Below are 18,435 nucleotides of genomic sequence, written 5' to 3' on the forward strand. Positions count from 1 at the left end.
TAAGGGTCAAGGGTCAAGGGTCAAGAGTGGAGAATTTTGACTTTAGACTCTTGACTTTGGACTTTGGACTCTTATTTATTGACGCTGAAAGCGCAGGGCATCAATTGATTGAGATGTGAGGAAGATACCCAGAAAGATGTAACTGAGAAATAATAGTAGGGCGCTAGTATCAAAAATGCCTTCGATAAAAGTATTAAAATGTTTGAGTAAGGAGATATAACTCAAGGCTTCGCCAATGGGGCCGGGAACAGTTTTAGCAATTAAATCAACGAATAACAGTAATAAAATCACTGCAAAAGTGAACACAGCAGAGAGAATTGTACTATCTGTTAACGATGAAATAAACATTCCCAAAGACAAAATTGCGGCTGCTAGCAAGATTAATCCCAAATGACCAAATAACAGCACGGTTGGTGCCATAGGTGGATTTGATTGTTGAATCACAAACGCTTCTAGTGCTAGCAAAGGTAAAACCATTGTGATGAAAAAAGTTAGCACGCCTAATAACTTACCCACAGCTACTGCCCAGTTTGTCACTGGTGACGTGGCTAATAGTTCTAAAGTGCCGCGTTTACGTTCTTCGGCATAAAGTCCCATAGAAAGAATGGGCAGTACAAATAATAATAGCCATCCCATCCGGTCTAGAAATGCCCGTACAAATTCATAGGGAACATCAATTGGCGGTACTGGTACTCCTAGTTGTTGTCCTTGTAAATCTAAGGCGGTGATTGTCGGCAAAATACCGCCTGGCCCTAGCAAAATCATGACTAAGAATAAGCCAGAAATAAACCAAAATATGCCAGCAATCACATAAGCCAAAGGTGATACAAAATAACTCTGCAATTCTCGGCGATAAATGGCAATAATATTACTCAGTACTATACCCATCTACGCTGCTTCTCCTTCTTTGGGGGCTGAGTCTTGGATAGATTCTAAATTCTTTTCTTCTGTTGTTAACTGCAAAAACACATCTTCTAGGGTAGCGCTGACACGGCGCATTTCATATAAAGCAAATCCCGCACGGATTATTGTGGCGGCAATATCTTTTCCGGGTTCGGTTCCTGGTTGCGATATTACTCGTAAATAGGCGCGGTTTGCTGACACTGGGTGATGACTTCCAGATGTAGGAATTGATTCTACCAGACTCACACCTGATATGTTTTGCAATACTTGTTTTGCCAAGCTAGCTTCACCTTCAATTTCTAATTCATACCCAGAGCCACCTGTCAACTGTGTCATGAGATTTTCTGGTGTATTGGTGGCGACGACTTTACCGCGATTGATAATGGCAACACGGCTACAAGTCATGCTCACTTCTGGCAGAATGTGGGTAGAAAGAATAATAGTATGAGTGCCGGCGAGACTTTTAATTAAATTCCGCACATCGATGATTTGCCGGGGGTCGAGTCCTACCGTTGGTTCATCTAAAATAATGGCTGGTGGATCGTGGACGATCGCCTGAGCAATCCCCACTCTTTGACGGTATCCTTTAGACAGCTTGCGGATCAGTACCTTGCGCTTATCTTCTAAATTACACCGCGCGATCGCAGCTGTTACTTTATGATTGCGATCGCCTGCGGATACTCCTTTAATTCTGGCAACAAAATGCAAAAACCCCTCCACTGTCATATCTGGATATAACGGCGGCGTTTCCGGTAAATAGCCAATCCGCTGACGCACAGCCAGAGAATTCTCATGGACATCAAAACCAGCAATCTTCGCCGTCCCCTTCGTTGCAGGTAAATAACCAGCTAAAATCCGCATGGTAGTAGTTTTACCAGCACCATTTGGGCCTAAAAACCCTAGAATTTCCCCAGGTTCGACATTAAAAGTCACATCAGTAATCGCTGGAGTCGAACCGTATATTTTACTTAGATGCTCAACTTCAATCATCAGTCTCAGGCGATCGCGATTTTATAGAATACCCAACAATATTAGATCACGACGTTGGGAAAAGAGGGATTGATTCGGGGGATTGGGGATGAGGGGGATGAGGGGGATGAGGGGGATGAGGGGGATGAGGGGGATGAGGGAGATGAGGGGGATGAGGGAGATGAGGGAGATGAGGGGGATGAGGGGGATGAGGGGGATGAGGGGGATGAGGGAGATGAGGGAGATGAGGGAGATGAGGGGGAACGAACACCAATTACCAATTACCCATTACCAGTAAACCAAACCCCAGTTTGAGAAAGCAATATCTACTGTGGCTTGCTAAATATACTGAATGGAGAAAGCAAAAGCTGCTGGTGAGAAAGCAATATCTATTTTGGCTTGCTGAATATACTGAATGGAGAAAACAAAAGCTGCTGGTGAGAAAGCAATATCTATTTTGGCTTGCTGAATATACTGAATGGAGAAAGCAAAAGCTGCTGGTGAGAAAGCAATATCTGCTTTGGCTGACTAAATATACTAAACGGAGAAAGCAAAAGCTGCTGGTGAGAAAGCAATATCTGCTTTGGCTGACTAAATATACTAAATGGAGAAAGTAAAAGCTGTTTTGACTTACTAAATTCGACTTTATGTATTACGCCTGATGTGAATTAGAAACGCCTCTTATTCTATAAGGGTTTCAAGATTCATTCAAAATCATTGTTTTGGAACTACCTACGAAATTTCAAGGGTTTCAAGGCTTAATTCACATTAAACGTGTATTTTTTTGGTGAAGTTATGAGTTATAGCGATCGCCAGCAGTAAAAATAGTATATTTCAATACATTCAAGCCAAGAAAATTAATCGGCAAAAAAACCAAAAAACTATTTACTCAACAAAAAACAGATCAATCCTTTTGGAGGGGGTTTGGGGGACGCAACCGTCCGAAGTTTTGTGGAAGGAAACCTTCCCCACAAACTTCACCCAATCGGGGGTTTGGGGGAGAATCCCCCAATTGAGCTAGCTTTTTACCCAACTGACAAATCAATCACCAAGGATTTTATCTGAACTGTATCATAGTTAACTTTAGAATTTGCTAGTGATTGAATGAGAAGGCGTTAAGGCATTTTGCTTGAGGAAAACACCAAAATTGAGAAGGCTGTAATTTTTAGGCATTTACAATAAGTATTAAATTAGACTTGATAGACATTCTCTTGGGTAACTCTCTCCAGTAAAATATTTGATAAAACTGATACAAGGTTGCAGCAGATGCTCAAGCGGCTTTGGCTATTAATTAAGGATTATATTCAGCAATTATCCGGCAATGAACAGTCTATTTATAATTATTTAACAGAAGAAAAACTAGCAGAAATACGCAGAGAGTTAGAAGATACGGAGTATGAATCGTTATTTATTCAATTATTGGTAAGAGTCAATGATGAAGGCTGGAATCGAGGACAAGTAACAGATTTTTTGGATGCAAATCGCATCAATCAGAGAAATTTAGCCAAATGGTTGCGTGGCTATGGTGAAACCTTGTTAGCTTCACCCAGAGAGAATGATGCTTTAGCGAGTCGGATAGTGCGGTTAGGGGAGTTGGGCGCTGGGGAAGTTAGTGATGTTGCTTATGATATTGGTGTGCGCTTATTAGGGCGGGGGAAAGCAACAAACCAGGTTTTTGGAGAATCTCGCCCAGCAAATGCAGAGGAAGCAAAGGAACAAGGGGACGCAGCAGCTTGGTTTAACCAAGGGAATCAACAATTAATGCATGGAGATTTTGCAGGTGCGATCGCCTCATTGAAAAAAGCTACCAAAATCAACCATAACTTACATATAGCTTGGTTTAACCAGGGAGCAGCATTTTATCAATTACAGCAATTTGAGCAAGTAATTAGTGCTTGTGACAAAGCCATAGACATCAAACCAGATTTTTACCAAGCTTGGTTTAATCAAGCTACAGCACTAGAACAGTTAGGAAGATTCGATGAAGCGATTAGTTCATTAGAAACAGCTATAAAAGTAAAACCTGACTTCTACCAAGCTTGGTACAAGCAAGCTGAAATTTTGAGTCAGTTAAAACGATTTCCGGAAGCGATCGCCTGCTGCGATCAAGCCGTAAAAATCAAACCTGATTATTATCAAGCTTGGTTCCATTGGGGCTATATGTTAGCTCAACAAAGGCAATTTGAACAAGCAATTATTTATTATGACACAGCTATAGCCATCAAACCAGACTACTATCAAGCTTGGGTAAATCGCGGTGCAGCAATGCACGCATTAAAGAAATTATCAGCTGCACTTAGCTCTTATGATAGAGCTATAGAAATTCAACCTCAAGCTTATCTAGCTTGGCACAATCAAGGTAACATTTTAACTGAATTAGAACAGTTTGCAGCAGCGCTGAATGCCTATAATCAAGCCTTAAAAATTGAACCAAATTATTATCAAGCTTGGAATAATAAGGGTTTGGTATTAAGAAAATTGCGGCTATTTCAAGGATCAATTGCTGCTTACGATCGCGCTATAGCCATAAATCCTCAAAATTGCTTAGTCTGGAATAACCGGGGTTTAACGCTGAGTGAAATGGGAGAATATCAAGCAGCGATCGCCTCTTATGACAAAGCTATCAAAATCAACCCTAACAATAAATTTGCTTGGAACAACCGAGGTACAGCCTTATCCGATCTCAAACTATTGGAAGAAGCGATCGCTTCATTTGACAAAGCCATAGAAATCTCCTTTGACTTCTACGAAGCTTGGCTAAACCGGGGGATGACAGCCGGAAATTCTGTGAATTGCGATCGCTTGCTGGCTTTGTTGAGTACAGTAGCAATCCAAAATCCTCAGCTTAACCAGCGAGGCTATGAGGGAGAATTGGCAAGTTATGAGGAAGGGTTAAAGTACTGCGATCAAGACACCCACCCCAAAGGTTGGGGAAAATTATATCAGGCAATGGGTAATGCTCTCTACTTTCGTGGGAGAGCCGATTCTCGTCCCCACAGCTATTGGTACAAAGCTGTTACCAACTATAACGAAGCACTGAAAACTCTCACAGCCGCAGATTTTCCCCATTTGCATCTAGAAGTATTACAGAATTTAATTCGCGTGCAGTTGAATTTGGGGGAAAAGGCTAAAGCCGAAGAACTCAAGCGACGAGGAACGGATATTTTACGGCGTTTATTGGATGAGTGTAAAAGTCCTGAAAAGAAAAAGCAGTTAGCGTTGAAGTTTGCAGGCTTTCAACAGTTAACTGTAGATTTAGCCGTGCAGTCAAGAAACTTGAGTACAGCCTTGGAATTAGCAGAACAGGGAAAAAATGCTTGTATGTCTTGGCTGCTAGATGGGTGGAGTGATGATTCCCCTAAATGGGTGGAGATGAAAAAATTACTCAATCCCCATACTGCCATAGTTTATTGGCATCTCAGCCCAGCCGCCTTACATACTTTCATCTTCCAGCACAATACCCCATCACTCATTGTTTTAGGAGCAAAGTCTCTAACACCAGTGCAACGTCTGCGTGATTTTGAAAGCTGGCTGAAAACTTGGAATGAACAATACGCTAATTATCGCCAAGGTAAAGACAAGCATAGCCAAGATGCCAAAACTTGGCGCGACAATTTACCCGCAATGCTAAATAAACTGAGTGAAATTCTCGATATCAATACTATTGTTTCCCAAATCCCAGATATTACCCAGTTAATTCTCATTCCTCACCGCGACTTACACCGCTTTCCGCTGCATACGCTATTTCCAAGAGAATTCACTATCAGCTATTTACCCAGCATTCAATTAGGCTTAATCTCCCAAAGCAATGAAAATCAGCTAAGTAATCAGCTACTCAGTATCGAACATCCCAACAGCGCAGGTTATCCCGAACTAGAATTTGCTCAAGTTGAATCACAAGCGATTTGTCGCCTCTTTCCCCACAACACCCGTAAGCGTTCTGAGGAAGCGACAAAAGATGCAGTCATTAATGCTTTGCCCCAAGGCTACGGTATTCTACACTTTAGCGGACATGGCGAATACAATTTCCACAATCCAGCCTTATCTCACTTAGCCTTAGCAGATAAAGATAAACTGACTCTCACAGATATCCGCGATTTTGATTTACGCAGCTATCAACTCGTCAGCCTAGCTGCTTGCGAAACGGCGATTACAGGTAATCACACCATCACCACAGAATATGTTGGGCTTGTCAGTGGTTTTATGAGTTGCGGCGTGGCTTCTGTTGTCAGTACCCTGTGGACAGTAGAATCAGCTGCTAGTGCTTTAGTGATGATTCAGTTTTACCAACGCTTACAACAAGGTAAATCAAAGGTAGTGGCTTTAGCGGAAGCTACCCAATGGCTGCGGAATGTCACTCACGATGAACTAGCTGCATGGTATGCAGAGGAAATTGCTAAACTCCCAGAAGAAGAAGGTATTTTGCGCCGTTTTTTATTACGTCATTTAAATAATCTTCAGAATCAACTAGAACCTAGTAATCAACCCTATAATCACCCGTACTTCTGGGCAGCTTTTACAATTACTGGTATCTTTCCAATACTACTCAGTTAAGCGTTTTGATTTCAAAATTGGTTTTGGAGAAAAGGTTAAAGGTTAAGGGTTAAATGTTTTTTCTTTCCCTTTTCCCATTCCCCTGCTAGAAGTTAAGACCATTCATTGGTGCGTTACGCTTTCAGCTAACGCACCCTACCAAAACTTGTCCAATGAGATTGAATTAAGCTGCTTTTAGAATAATATATTCATGGCATGAATTAGGTTGATATCGTGAGTTTTGATAATGTCTGTAAATTGCTTGCAGAAAAATATCCAGAAGATTTTGTCCGGTGGTTAATTGCTGAAGAATCTACCAATATTAAGGTATTAAAAACTGAGTTAAGTTTAGAACCAATTCGTGCAGATTCTGTGACTTTTCTCCAAACTGGCAATCAGATTTTGCATATTGAATTTCAGACTTTAACACAGTCTAATCCTGCAATTCCTTTCCGAATGTTGGATTATTCTGTGAGGTTAAAACGTCAGTATAAGTTTCAAGTTGTACAGGTAGTAATATTTTTGCAGGAGACGGATGATGAAATTGCTTTTACTGAAGAGTATGTGGATGATACAACTATACATCGCTATCGTGCAGTAAGAATGTGGGAGCAAGATTCCAGCTTATTTTTGGGTAATAAGGCATTGTTACCTTTAGCACCTTTGTGTCGAACTGATTCACCACGAGATTTATTATCGCAGATTGCTCAGGAAGTCGCTAAAATTTCAGATAGAGAGACAAGGCAAAATACAGCAGCCTACACCGAGATTTTAGCAGGTTTGCGATTTGATAAGGGTTTGATTCGTCAGTTATTAAGTGAGGATATTATGCAGGAATCGGTTATTTATCAGGATATTTTTCAGAAGGGAGATAAAATAGGTGAGGAACGTACAATCATACGCCAGCTTAATCGACGTTTTGGTGAAATAGATTTGTCATTGATTGATCAGATTAAACTGTTACCTATTGAAAAACTAGATACTTTGGCTGAAGCATTACTAGATTTTTCAGCTTTATCTGATTTAGTTGCTTGGCTTGAGCAAAATACAAGCAGTTAAGTAATCGTAGGTAAAATTTTGGTTTCCGCATAAATGTTAGATGTTTGTAGGGTAGGCACAATTAGATCTTTCGTTCCAAGCCTGATAATAATAGTGCCCACCCTATGGTTTAATGGGGACTGGTCGCAGCAATGTTGTTAATAGCATTCAACATTGTTAAAGTTTACAAGTCTCGGCGCGAGAGAAGAGATGGCACACACACCCAGCCCCCACCAAAGTCATGATGTTCTCCCTCCCCTCTAGCTACTGTTGCAGGAAGGTGTCCTTCGGGAGCATGAATATCAAAAGTGAGGTCTGTGTAGTAAAGCCATTTCCCACCCATCGTCGTTACGGCTTTTTCTTGGAATCCCAGCTTTTGATTAATCTCCTCTAAATGTTCTACGATTTTCTTGTGTATAACTGTCTCATACGTCCGCCAGCCGATGCGATCGCCTAACTTTGTGTAGTCTTTTGCCACACTTTCCCAAATGAGCTTCTGCACACTAAAGCCAAAGCGTCCATCACTGTATTTAACCCACAGTTGGTCAATGGTGCGTAAGTCAGTGGAAGGAAAGTTTTTTATCGATTCGGGATCAAGCCAGAGTTTTTGTTCTCTGTCAACAACTTTTAGCATCACTTCCAGAGTTTCTTGATCTGCTTCTTCCCACTTTCTAGCTTTGAGTAAATCGCGCAACCGCGTATAGTCTATACCCTTCTCAGAACTGAGATCATTATTCTGCTGCGTTGGTTTTTTTGTGGTTGTTTGAATAGATTGTTGTTCTTGTTGCTGCTTCTTGGCTTGTTGTTGTTTCTGGTACTCTGCTCGTTTTATGGTTAAAAGTGGTGCTTCAATTCGCTCTACATCTTCATCGTTGAGTCCTAAAGACTCTTGAAACTGTTTTAATCCATTGCGGACATATTCATCTAGCGGGTATTGCGCTTTAATTGCTTTTATAAATTCCTGCTCATAATACTGCAGGCTATTTTCATACTCTTCTTTTTCTTGTTGTTTCTGTATCTGAACCTGTTTTCGATATTCCGCTTTTTTAGCAGATGTAATCTCTAACTCAATTGGTGCAACATCCTCATCTCTAAGACCTAAAATATCCTGCTGATAATCCTTCAATATCTTACGAGTATGTTCATCCAAGGGATATTTTTGCTCAACTACCTCAACAAAAGCTTGTTTGTAACTTTCCAAGTTGGCAAAGCGTCTGCGTAAAGGCTCTAATACTTCGTTTTCTATTTGCTCGGCTTTTTCATCTGTAATTCCAGATGTTTTCCGTTTCGGCTTTAATATTAAGTAGGAAAGTTTACTAAGTTCACCATTTTGGGCATATTGTTCAACCAGTTTGCGATACTCTGATTCTGGATTTTTAGGGGCATAAGCCAATAATATATTGAATCCTTCCTTATCCAGAATGATGTCTGGTGTCATCTTCGGTTTTACCGCTTGGACTTTTGCCTTAGCGTAAGCGTGCAGTTCCTGCACATGAATATTGCCATCGTTATCTGTGTCTGCTGCGCCCGTCTCAATTCCCTCAACTAAATATTGAGTGTAGAGCGAAAGTGTTGAACCTTCTTGTTCAAATGAAGTTTGAGTTGCACTGGAAGATGTGAGAACAACTCGCCCCTCCGCGCCTAGCTGCTTTTTGATATCTACACCGATACTTTTTGTCTTCCAACCTTGAGCGATCGCACCACTGTAGCAAGCATCTAAAATCAAAACTTGCCGTTTAGCATAGCAATTGTTTGATTGCCCTCGGATAAAACTTGCGTCTACAGCAGTAGCTTCAAAATCGTCTTTTGCTGTATTTCGAGTCGCTAAATAGAGATGATCTTCATCATTAGTAATACCATGACCAGAGAAAAAGAATAATACTAAATCTTCTTTAGAAGCTTCTCTAAACAGCTTTTGAATTGCCTTTCGCATGGCGATCGCATCGGGATTCAGCAGCCGTTCTACCTGTTCAAAACCTCCCAGGTTTGGATCTTGTAAAACTCGCTGCATAGCTTCGACATCATTGAGCGCAGATGACAGGGGAGGAATACCTTGACTGTACTCACTGACTCCAATCAGTAGTGCTATCTTAGCCATTTCCACCACCCATTGCGGCTAACAGGTCTTTTGCTATTCTTTCACCTTCTAGTAGCTCTTTTCGGCTTTTAGCTTCTATGTTGACTTCTTTATCTCCAGCTTTGACAGTAATTTTCATTGGTTTGTCACCCAGGCGATCGCTCAGAAAGCTTAAAAACCCTTTGACATTCTTGAGACTCACCTCAGCCGTCAACACACCGATCAAAGTAGCAAATCCTGGCTTGCTTCCTGCTTCTGGGTTCACATCTTCCGCGCGATCAGCTTTCTCCACCTCATCCAGTTCCCGAATTTCCCGTAGCAGCTTGCTAGCTATTTTTTGCCTTCTCTCATCATCTAACTCTGGGTCATCAACAGCAAAAGTAAATTTAATAGTTGGTTTACCTGTCATCGTCAACTCCAAGGTTCCCTTATCTACGTGGTGATAAACTACACCTTCAAATTTTAAGATTTCGTATCAGAATAATCTAATTAAAATTAACAAATTACCGTGCTCGCGTTACTGTCAGTTTGGGTAAGTAGTTAAACAAAATTAATTACAAAATGTCATTGCGAATGGAGCGGAGCGGAATGAAGCAATCGCAAGGGTTGAGATTGCTTCTCTTCGAGACGCTGCGCGTTAAGCGAAGCTATGCCGAAGGCTTTACGCTGCGCTCGCAATGACTGTAATTAATTTTGCGTGGTTACTTATAGGCTTGATTTTTGATGCGCTAACCTATATAGTTCTTTTCTCATATTTCGCTGCTAAATTACTTAAAGTACCAACGCGGTTAGTAAATGAGGTGTGTTGTCGTGTAGTGCAACGCACCCTTTGGGTTCAGTATTCGCCTGCGGAGGAAAACCCACACGCAGCACTGCTTTACTGTCAACCATTCTAGGTGCGTTAGCCTAAGGCATAACACACCCTACGTCAAATTTATATTTTGTGATAAGTATCGAATTTTTTTATTGACTGAATTACTGGTATCCTTCCATCATGCAACCAATAGAAGTATCTGAACTAAAAGCCTTTATTTTGGCACTATCCCAACTTGATACCCCATTACCAGATGATATCCAAGCCAAGGTAAATACAATTAAGATTCCTGGGGATATTAGTAAACTGTATGCGATCGCCACTAGTTATCCACCCCTAGCCACAGCATACAATCAAGTCTGGGATAATTTAGATGCGATCGCCAAAGTCCGCAGTAAAGGTATTGATAGCATACCTGAGTATGTTCCTGAATCACTCAATACGGAAATTGACAATTCTTCTATAGAAGTTGCTGCGGCGTTAGTGCAGTTAGACAAAAAAGTAGATCGTAATAAATTGGCAATCTTATCTAACCAAATATTTCAGGCGTTAAATTCTGTTAAAACAGCAAAAGATGTCATCTCAACTATTCTTTCTCAATAGTTAAGCATTTTGAACTACAACCTGTTGCAGGTTAATAAAATTCACAGATAAGGGCACAACAATGTTGTGCCCTTATAATCATCTCTACTTCACGGAGCGAAAATCTTTTATATGAGTCCACAATATGAGTTAATTTACCCAACTATTGATTTATTTCTGTATAACCTGAAAGAAGGTTTAGGACAAGATGAAGCCAAAATTTCAGAAAATCGTCGACTATTTTGGCAAAAAATTTATGGGAGCCAGTTAGACAATCGGCAACTAGAACAACTCCAACAAGCTGAAATTGATGGTTCTGATTATCATGAGTTACTGAGTAATCCCAAGATTATTCCTTTTAAATCACCGCTAGATGGTTATTATTACCCCGTACAATTAGGCGATACTTACGGACTCCAAATAGACTGCACAGCTAATTACATCAAAGATTATAAATACTCACCTCAACCTGTTAGCTGTTTGCAAAAAGTACAAACAGAAATATTCTCTAAAATTAATACCCAAGAAGGTAAACTTGGTCAAACTTGGTTCGTTTGGGGTCAACTAGCGATAGATAACCAAGATGCAGCAGCTACTGCTCAAGCTTGCTACGAACAATTAATCTTAGACTCAGAGCAGAATTGGCAAGCTGATTTACGAGGAAGAGGAGAATTTTTTGGCGGAACTATATTTGAACTTTGGCGGCTTCCTTCTGAAGTGCAGCAAAGTGAAGGTTATCACCTGTTAATCTGTTTATTTCCCTATCAACTAAAAACCGATGCTATTAGAGAAGCCAATCAAAAGCTATATCCAGAATTGATGCAATTATTTAGATATAGAAATAAAGTTATTTGGGCTTATCATCAAAGTCGCGCTATTAAAAGTAATTTAAAAACAGTATCTCAAGTCTCTCAAGGTATAATTAATAATTTAAATCAAGAATCTCAAAAACCCAAAATTGATATTAGTAATTTACAAAATATCCTTAAACAAACGCCAGAAATATTGTTAAGATATACATATACTAATAACTTAAGTTATCTAAATGACCAATATAGAACTGTTGAGATTAACATCAGTAATTATCAAAAACGCTGGCAAAAGCTGCTAATATTAGAAGCTAATAGTGATTGGCAATTTTTGCAAGCATTTAGTGAATTTGCTCAAGAGAAATTTTTAGTCCAAATCGAAACAGACCAAGCTTACTACAGCCCTGGCTTAAATTTAGTCGAGAATTATATCAAGACCATCCAAGGAATAATTGACCTAGAACAAACCAAAAGCGATCGCACTCTCAACACTACCATTGCGATCGCAGGTATCGGGTTAGCAACCAGCCAAATCGCTTCTGCTGTCATCTTGGCAGAAATCCCCAAAGACCAAAACCCTACTTCCTACCAAACCACAGCTTTTAGCCTCAGTTTAGGTATAGGCTTGATTTTTGCTGCTCTAACCTATATAGTGCTTCGCATCTTTCGCCGCTAAATTACCGAATGTACCAATGCGGTTATTTCATCTTCTAATACTTTTCGGTTAAGGGGGAAAGGGAAAGAAGATACCTTTAACGCTTGTCCCTAAACTAAATTAGGAGTCCAAAATACTTAACTGAGTAGTATTGCTTATGTCCCAACGCAGAATCCAAAGTATCTACACCGATGGCGCTTGTACAGGAAATCCTGGCCCTGGGGGTTGGGGTGTAGTCGTTTATTTCAATGATGGCTCAATTCACGAAATCGGCGGCGCATCATCCCACACCACCAACAATAAAATGGAAATGCAAGCTGCGATCGCAGGTCTGCAATTTTTGCAAACATCTGGACAAACTCAACCTATAACCCTTTATACCGATAGCGAATATTTAATTAATTCCGTTACCAAGTGGATCAAAGGCTGGAAACAAAGAGGTTGGAAAAAAGCCGATGGTAAACCTGTGCAAAACCAAGACCTGTTAGAAACTTTGGACGAACTTAATAGTTATATAGTAAAGTGGGAATATGTCAGGGGTCATTCTGGTAATGTAGGTAACGAGCGCTGCGATGTCATTGCTCGTACTTTTGCTAGTGGTAGAGTTCCAGATCTTAAACAATCTTTTACCACAGATGCCGATCAATCTTTACCACAAACTAATCAAATAAATGTAGCAAAAGTAACTGAATCTTCAGCAACCTCTACAATAATTGACACAAGGACACCAGAAAGCAGTACTCTTGCATCAAATATAACAATTATGGAGCCAACTATCACAAACTCTACTAATCCAATTGAAGATAAGCCACCAGCCCTGAGGGTAGAACAACTGCGTGACTTAGTTGAAACCCTACGGATTGCTGATGAAATCGCCACCAAAGGTTATTTAATCACCAGTTCCGAACTTGCAGACCTCATGGATGTTCACGCTAGCGCTGTCACCAGTCGCGGCGACCAATGGCGCTGGCGCAACTGGATAGTTTCACGGGTAAGACGCGAAGGTAATCAAATTCTTTGGGAATTGGAACGTGGTGATCAGGTAGGAGGTGAGGAGGAGTAGCGGGGATTGGGGATTGGGGATTAGGGGACTAGGGATTGGGGATTGGGGACTGGGAAGAAATAATTGTGATCCTTGACCCTTAACCCTTGACCCTTAACTATACTTCCTTCCCCGCCACTCTTTAGGAGTGCGGAATGCAGATAGAAAGATTCGCAGCACAGCTAGAGGATCGGCTAGGGGTGAAAGCCAGAATAACCAGCCGCCTTTAGCAGTTGTGCGATCATAGGAAGGTGCGATCGCCAGTAACATTGCAAAGCGAATTACTAACAGAAATATATTTAGTCCTAATAACAAATTCAAAGGAAGCAGGGAAGGCTGGGGAAATAGGAGAGCCAGCAAACCGTAACTAAGTAAAATTAGTAGGGGTAAACCTTGCACTGCTGAAAGTAGCCATAAATCTCCCCAAATCTGAGCGCGGGGTGATGCGTCTTTTAAGTCGAGGCTGCGTCCCCATTCTTTCCATGTCTCGATTGCACCCTCATACATCCGCACCTTTAGCACCTTCGCGCCATCTAAAAAGCCTACTTTAAAACCTTGAGCAGCAATATATCGAGCTAAGGTAACATCATCACAAAATGAACCACTAGCGCTGGTATAACCATCTACAGCAGCTAAAACCGAACGCCGACATAAAAAGCATTGACCATTAGCCATTACCCTTTCTGGCTGTTCTGTATTCACACCAGCCGGATCGAATCGATACAGCAGAGTCATTAACAAAGCAGGCTGTAACAAACATTCCCCTGGATATTTAAGAATAAACTGAGGTGAAAGCGATACCAAGTCATAACCTTGGGCTTTGGCTGTCTGCACTAAACCAGCAACTAAACCAGGATGGGGTACAGTATCAGCATCCATCCCTAAAAACCATTCACTCTCTGAGGAACTCTGCAAAAAGCCATTATGTAACGCCCAAGGACGACCAACCCAACCAGGGGGTAGAGGATCGTCTGTAAATACACGAAAACGGGGGTCTTGCTGTTGCGCGGCTTTGACTAATTCTGGCGTACCATCTTGCGACCTGCTATCTACAACGATCGCTTCCCTAACTTCATAACTTTGTTTACTTAACCCAGTTAACAACGGGCTAATACGCGCAGCCTCATTCAGTGTTGGCACCACAACGCTGACATTACCCAAAATATCCGGTGTCGGCTGTTGTGGTTGAATCGGCGGATGGCGTGTCGGCCCTTTAAATAATCTTGAAAGTAGAATCGCTGTTGCTGGTATTTGCAGTAATAGTAATAACAGCGATAGGTTACTAACTAAAATCAAAGCATCATCTCCTAGGGCATGGGGTATTGGGTATGGGGCAATTCAATTTTGGATTTTGGATTTGCGATTTTGGATTAAGTTTGAATCCAAAATCTAAAATCTAAAATCTAAAATTCCCCAGTCCCCAGTCCCCCAAAACTACTTCAAAGCAACTTTGACATTTGCCACTGAAATTTCCTGAGTTGCAGGTTCGATCGCCACAGATTGTCCATTTGAACCTTGCCACCAAAGTGCTACAGCTGGAGCAACACCTGTTAAAAAGCCAAGCAATACAGGGATAGAGAAGCCAGCAGCCAAACTCATCACCGTAGCAAAGGTGAAATTGCCTAAATAAACTATCAAAGGCAAATTGAGTTGCGATCGCTCTAATTTAATGGGGTTGTTTCTCCAGAGGAATGCTGCCACAGTCATAAATAGCGCCCCTGTTCCCATCCAGCCAGCAAAGTTTTGGTAAGGCATACCAAAGAATGGGCCTGGTTGTTGCCAATACCAGAAGGGGAGAGAGGTTTGGCTCATTGCTGGATCTAAGACAAAATCCCAAGAGGTCAATAATAAAGCACCTAATGCGATCGCACCTATATGACGCAACAAGCTGGGCTTTTTGTCTACTTCTAAGCCAGCACGTGCTAACAGGTAAGAAACACATCCCACATAAAACCACGATAAGGGAATTGTGAAGGGAACTAAACCAGCAATTTTATAGCCCAGTCCACTGAGGTAACTATAGTGCCCAAAAGGAAAGCCAGTGCTGGTTCCCGACAGTTCGCTTCCTAAGGAAATAAACACTGATGGCAGCAAAAATGCCAAAGCGCGACCCAATCCCAACGTCCGGTAGGCATACAAAAAGACAGCCGCTGCGCCCAAAATCATATAAACAACACCGCCTCCAGCCATACTCCACTGCATGGCGGTTTGCCCAACCTCAGTTAGGTTCATAATAATTTCCGCATTCGGCACAACTAGTAGTATGCCTACAAGTCCAAACACCATCGACACGATATGACCAATCAGGCATACGCGCTCAACAATAACAAGTTGTCTCATGATAATTCCTTAACAAGATGTGACACGCGGCTACTCGGCTGCTAACAGTTTACAAATGTTTAAGAAAAAATTTAACTAGTTTGTCTGCAAATTCTCTGTGAACTTGCTGTGATGTTGTGGCAACAACATCATCAACAATGGCTGAAAGCCAGAACATACAAGCAATTTTGCAGGTTTGGTACCTGCTAACCTTTTATTCAAATCCTGATGATTATATTGTGGACACTACCCAACCTCAAGTTATGGTAATGTTACAAGATGTCAGCCAGAGCATCATCAACGATTGTTAACAGCTAGAAAACATCAGATGATAGAGTTATAGTCTACGGCATGAGATTAACAATCTATACGTTTGACTCAAATGTTTCTCGATTGTGCTGTGCGATCGCTCCCAACCATAAACCCATATAGTCCTATCATCAAAGAACAAATTCGGGAGATATATCGATAAAAAACTCCCAAAACCTCATCCCATCAAGTCTTTTGTTATTTCATTGAGTTGAGTAATAATGGTTTAACTTGCTACCAAAAACCTAACCCATGTCGATTTTGCAACGCATCCCTTGGGTTTCCCTAACACTATTATTACTGAGCTACAGCACCCTAGGCTGGGTCATATCCGAGACAAAAGCCCCTTTATTTGTCTGGGCAATAACTGTGCTTGCTATCTTACTGTTTGTGGGAAGCTTAACCGTTCCCTGGACAAATTTGGCACGATTTTCTAGTACTGTATTTAAATCTAGTACCAGGACTTTTGTATTCTCAGTTTTCGCAGCATTCTTGTTTTTTGTCATGCTTGCTTGGTTTCGGATGTTCCTTGACACTTTACTAATTATTGCTGCCGCTATCTTAGCAAGGATAGACTTTCAAGCAGCAGGTGTGAAGGAAGGACAAGCTTTCTGGCTAACATCTCTACTTTCATTGGCGGGTGTCGCTTTAGGTGCAACAACGCAAATGCTATTTGTGCGCCACGTGTTAATTCGTTAAGTTGGCTCAGTTAAACAACTTCACAGTTCATTCAGTATAAATTTTTAAGGGTGGGCAATGCCCACCCTTCTTGCTAGCTAGCGGTTGCTTCAGCAGCCGCAGCAGGTGCATAAACACTAACTTTTTTACGAGTTTTACCTTTTCTTTCAAAGGTAACAACGCCATCAATTAAAGCAAACAAAGTGTCATCACTACCAATGCCAACATTGTTACCAGGGTGGAATTTGGTACCGCGCTGGCGCACGAGAATGTTGCCTGCACGAACAACTTGACCACCGTAGCGTTTTACACCTAGACGTTGAGCATTAGAGTCACGACCGTTGCGTGTACTACCTGTTCCTTTCTTATGAGCCATAATTTCCTTTTTTGACCTAACTGTTATTGATTATTCAGCAGCGGTTTCTTCAGCAGAAGTCTCTTCAGCAGCTTTTGCTTCTTCCGCTGCTAGGACTGTACCATTGAGGTTAATAGAATTAATCAACAGTCTAGTGATTTCCTGGCGATGTCCGCGTTTTTTGCGGGTTTTCTTTTTCGGCTTCATTTTGTATACCAGGACTTTACGACCTCTGAGGTGTCGTAGTACTGTCCCTTCTACAGTCGCCCCTGACACTAATGGCTGTCCAATGTTGACTTCGCCATCGTGCTGTATGAGTAAAACCTTATCTATTGTAACTTTCTCATCAGGTTGGGCAGTCAGTAACTCGATATCGTAAAAGCGACCAGCCTCAACTTTAAGTTGTTTGCCGCCAGTTTCAATAATTGCGTAAGTCATGAAATTGTCCTTGAGGTTGCCGTACAGGTATCTGGCTAATCTCTGTTGTGGAGATGCGATTTAGCGCTTTCGCCAGCTTTTGTAGGATGTCTACCTGATCCGAGCAGGAATTAGACAGACAATCTAAAATCATATTTGATGAACTGCTATAGAGTCAACACCCACAACGGATTTTAGATTTTGCGTTCGCGTAGCGTGTCGTTGGCGCAGCCTCTCGTAGAGAAGACAAAAGTTGCGTGCGGGGGTTCCCCCCGTTGAGCAAACTTTTCAAGACGGATTTTAGATTTTGGATTAAAAGTCTTGTCTGCAAGGACTTTTGACTAATTGCTGTGTAGGTAAGCCAAAAAATATCAGATTTTTTCCAAAAATTTTGAGTTAATTGTCGAAATTGAGATTTGTGCTGCTGTAGTTAGGTGAGACACAGAACAGCACCGACAAGTCTGAGTAACTAGAGATGTTGCTCAGATTTTCTCTATGTAATGGCACTTTATTGAATTTTTGAATGAATAACTAAACTTTGGGGTATCTTTAATGCCCAAATTATAGAATTTAAATGTGTGAAACATTAATTTAACGATTAGCAAATACTAATAAGAAACAACTACCATTTAATAAAGCTGTAATCACAGCACCAATAATTACACCTTTCATCATTGCTAGGCGCTGTTGTCTTCTGAGCAAAATGCATAAAGGGATGACATATAAAAGCTGCCAAATAAAAAATCCCCAACCGCCAATCAGCCAAACACCTAAATAACTATAATTAGCATAGCCAAATATTTGAGCAGCGAGTAAACCTACTCCAAATATGATGCCTACTGCTATCAAATGCAAACCAAATAAAATTAATATTCCTAAAAAAATCTGTAAATTTTCATTCCTTTGAGACATTAATTGAGTCCTGTAGATGACAC

Annotated in this window: 18 protein-coding genes; 8 read left to right on the forward strand and 10 right to left on the reverse strand. The window is 41.1% G+C overall.

From position 1 onward, the window contains the following. Positions 1–75 precede the first annotated feature (75 nt). Positions 76–888, reverse strand: coding sequence for an ABC transporter permease (locus HGR01_RS10005; RefSeq protein ID WP_045872984.1), 813 nt, complete (start codon positions 886–888; stop codon positions 76–78). Beyond that, on the reverse strand, positions 889–1,893 hold the full coding sequence (locus HGR01_RS10010) for an ABC transporter ATP-binding protein (RefSeq protein ID WP_045872983.1): 1,005 nt from the start codon (positions 1,891–1,893) through the stop codon (positions 889–891). A 69-nt stretch (positions 1,894–1,962) separates the two neighbouring features. Here HGR01_RS10010 and HGR01_RS10015 point away from each other — a divergent pair, with 69 nt between their 5' ends. The 4 genes from HGR01_RS10015 to HGR01_RS10030 all read left to right on the forward strand — a co-directional run bounded on the left by HGR01_RS10015 (position 1,963) and on the right by HGR01_RS10030 (position 7,464). Next, positions 1,963–2,187 carry a hypothetical protein gene (locus tag HGR01_RS10015; RefSeq protein ID WP_052335333.1) on the forward strand — a complete coding sequence of 75 codons (225 nt, stop codon included), beginning with the start codon at positions 1,963–1,965 and terminating at the stop codon, positions 2,185–2,187. Then, positions 2,184–2,489, forward strand: a complete 306-nt coding sequence (locus HGR01_RS10020; protein ID WP_045872982.1) for a hypothetical protein — start codon at positions 2,184–2,186, stop codon at positions 2,487–2,489. The genes HGR01_RS10015 and HGR01_RS10020 overlap by 4 nt, the downstream gene beginning before the upstream one ends. 649 nt (positions 2,490–3,138) lie before the next feature. Then, a complete protein-coding gene (locus HGR01_RS10025) occupies positions 3,139–6,426 on the forward strand; it encodes a CHAT domain-containing protein (RefSeq protein WP_045872981.1) in 3,288 nt (1,095 codons plus the stop codon). Between the two features lie 213 nt (positions 6,427–6,639). Further along, positions 6,640–7,464: a DUF4351 domain-containing protein gene (locus HGR01_RS10030; RefSeq protein WP_045872980.1), complete on the forward strand. Its 825-nt coding sequence runs from the start codon at positions 6,640–6,642 to the stop codon at positions 7,462–7,464. Positions 7,465–7,627: 163 nt separating this feature from the next. Here the strand turns inward: HGR01_RS10030 and HGR01_RS10035 are convergent, their stop codons facing one another. Both HGR01_RS10035 and HGR01_RS10040 read right to left on the reverse strand, forming a co-directional pair. Then, positions 7,628–9,541 (reverse strand): caspase, EACC1-associated type, encoded by a 1,914-nt coding sequence (locus HGR01_RS10035; protein ID WP_045872979.1) that lies wholly within the window; start codon positions 9,539–9,541, stop codon positions 7,628–7,630. After that, positions 9,534–9,929 (reverse strand): hypothetical protein, encoded by a 396-nt coding sequence (locus tag HGR01_RS10040; RefSeq protein WP_045872978.1) that lies wholly within the window; start codon positions 9,927–9,929, stop codon positions 9,534–9,536. The genes HGR01_RS10035 and HGR01_RS10040 overlap by 8 nt, the downstream gene beginning before the upstream one ends. A 585-nt stretch (positions 9,930–10,514) precedes the next feature. Here HGR01_RS10040 and HGR01_RS10045 point away from each other — a divergent pair. The 3 genes from HGR01_RS10045 to rnhA all read left to right on the forward strand — a co-directional run bounded on the left by HGR01_RS10045 (position 10,515) and on the right by rnhA (position 13,443). After that, a complete protein-coding gene (locus HGR01_RS10045; RefSeq protein WP_045872977.1) occupies positions 10,515–10,937 on the forward strand; it encodes a hypothetical protein in 423 nt (140 codons plus the stop codon). Positions 10,938–11,048: 111 nt separating this feature from the next. Next, positions 11,049–12,401: a hypothetical protein gene (locus tag HGR01_RS10050; protein WP_045872976.1), complete on the forward strand. Its 1,353-nt coding sequence runs from the start codon at positions 11,049–11,051 to the stop codon at positions 12,399–12,401. Between the two features lie 136 nt (positions 12,402–12,537). Continuing rightward, positions 12,538–13,443, forward strand: a complete 906-nt coding sequence (rnhA, locus tag HGR01_RS10055) for a ribonuclease HI (protein ID WP_045872975.1) — start codon at positions 12,538–12,540, stop codon at positions 13,441–13,443. A 93-nt stretch (positions 13,444–13,536) separates the two neighbouring features. Here the strand turns inward: rnhA and cruG are convergent, their stop codons facing one another. Continuing rightward, entirely contained in the window at positions 13,537–14,718 is a 1,182-nt protein-coding gene (gene cruG / locus HGR01_RS10060; RefSeq protein WP_194007724.1) for a 2'-O-glycosyltransferase CruG, read from the reverse strand. A gap of 138 nt (positions 14,719–14,856) precedes the next feature. Next, the gene (gene cruF, locus HGR01_RS10065) at positions 14,857–15,762 is read right to left on the reverse strand and encodes a gamma-carotene 1'-hydroxylase CruF (protein ID WP_045872973.1); all 906 of its coding nucleotides are present in this window, start codon (positions 15,760–15,762) and stop codon (positions 14,857–14,859) included. A gap of 540 nt (positions 15,763–16,302) precedes the next feature. Between cruF and HGR01_RS10070 the strand changes: the two genes are divergently transcribed. Continuing rightward, positions 16,303–16,749 (forward strand): hypothetical protein, encoded by a 447-nt coding sequence (locus HGR01_RS10070; protein WP_045872972.1) that lies wholly within the window; start codon positions 16,303–16,305, stop codon positions 16,747–16,749. 73 nt (positions 16,750–16,822) lie between these two features. On the opposite strand, the gene rpmA is transcribed toward HGR01_RS10070, so the two are convergent. The 4 genes from rpmA to HGR01_RS10090 form a co-directional block, all read right to left on the reverse strand. Next, on the reverse strand, positions 16,823–17,104 hold the full coding sequence (gene rpmA / locus HGR01_RS10075) for a 50S ribosomal protein L27 (RefSeq protein WP_045872971.1): 282 nt from the start codon (positions 17,102–17,104) through the stop codon (positions 16,823–16,825). A 30-nt stretch (positions 17,105–17,134) separates the two neighbouring features. Next, positions 17,135–17,521, reverse strand: a complete 387-nt coding sequence (rplU, locus tag HGR01_RS10080) for a 50S ribosomal protein L21 (RefSeq protein WP_045872970.1) — start codon at positions 17,519–17,521, stop codon at positions 17,135–17,137. After that, positions 17,502–17,654, reverse strand: coding sequence for a hypothetical protein (locus HGR01_RS10085; protein WP_155539512.1), 153 nt, complete (start codon positions 17,652–17,654; stop codon positions 17,502–17,504). Before HGR01_RS10085 ends, rplU begins: the two co-directional genes overlap by 20 nt. A gap of 437 nt (positions 17,655–18,091) precedes the next feature. Further along, on the reverse strand, positions 18,092–18,412 hold the full coding sequence (locus HGR01_RS10090) for a hypothetical protein (protein ID WP_045872969.1): 321 nt from the start codon (positions 18,410–18,412) through the stop codon (positions 18,092–18,094). Positions 18,413–18,435: the final 23 nt, after the last annotated feature.

Source organism: Tolypothrix sp. PCC 7712 (genome assembly GCF_025860405.1).
Lineage (GTDB): Bacteria > Cyanobacteriota > Cyanobacteriia > Cyanobacteriales > Nostocaceae > Aulosira > Aulosira diplosiphon.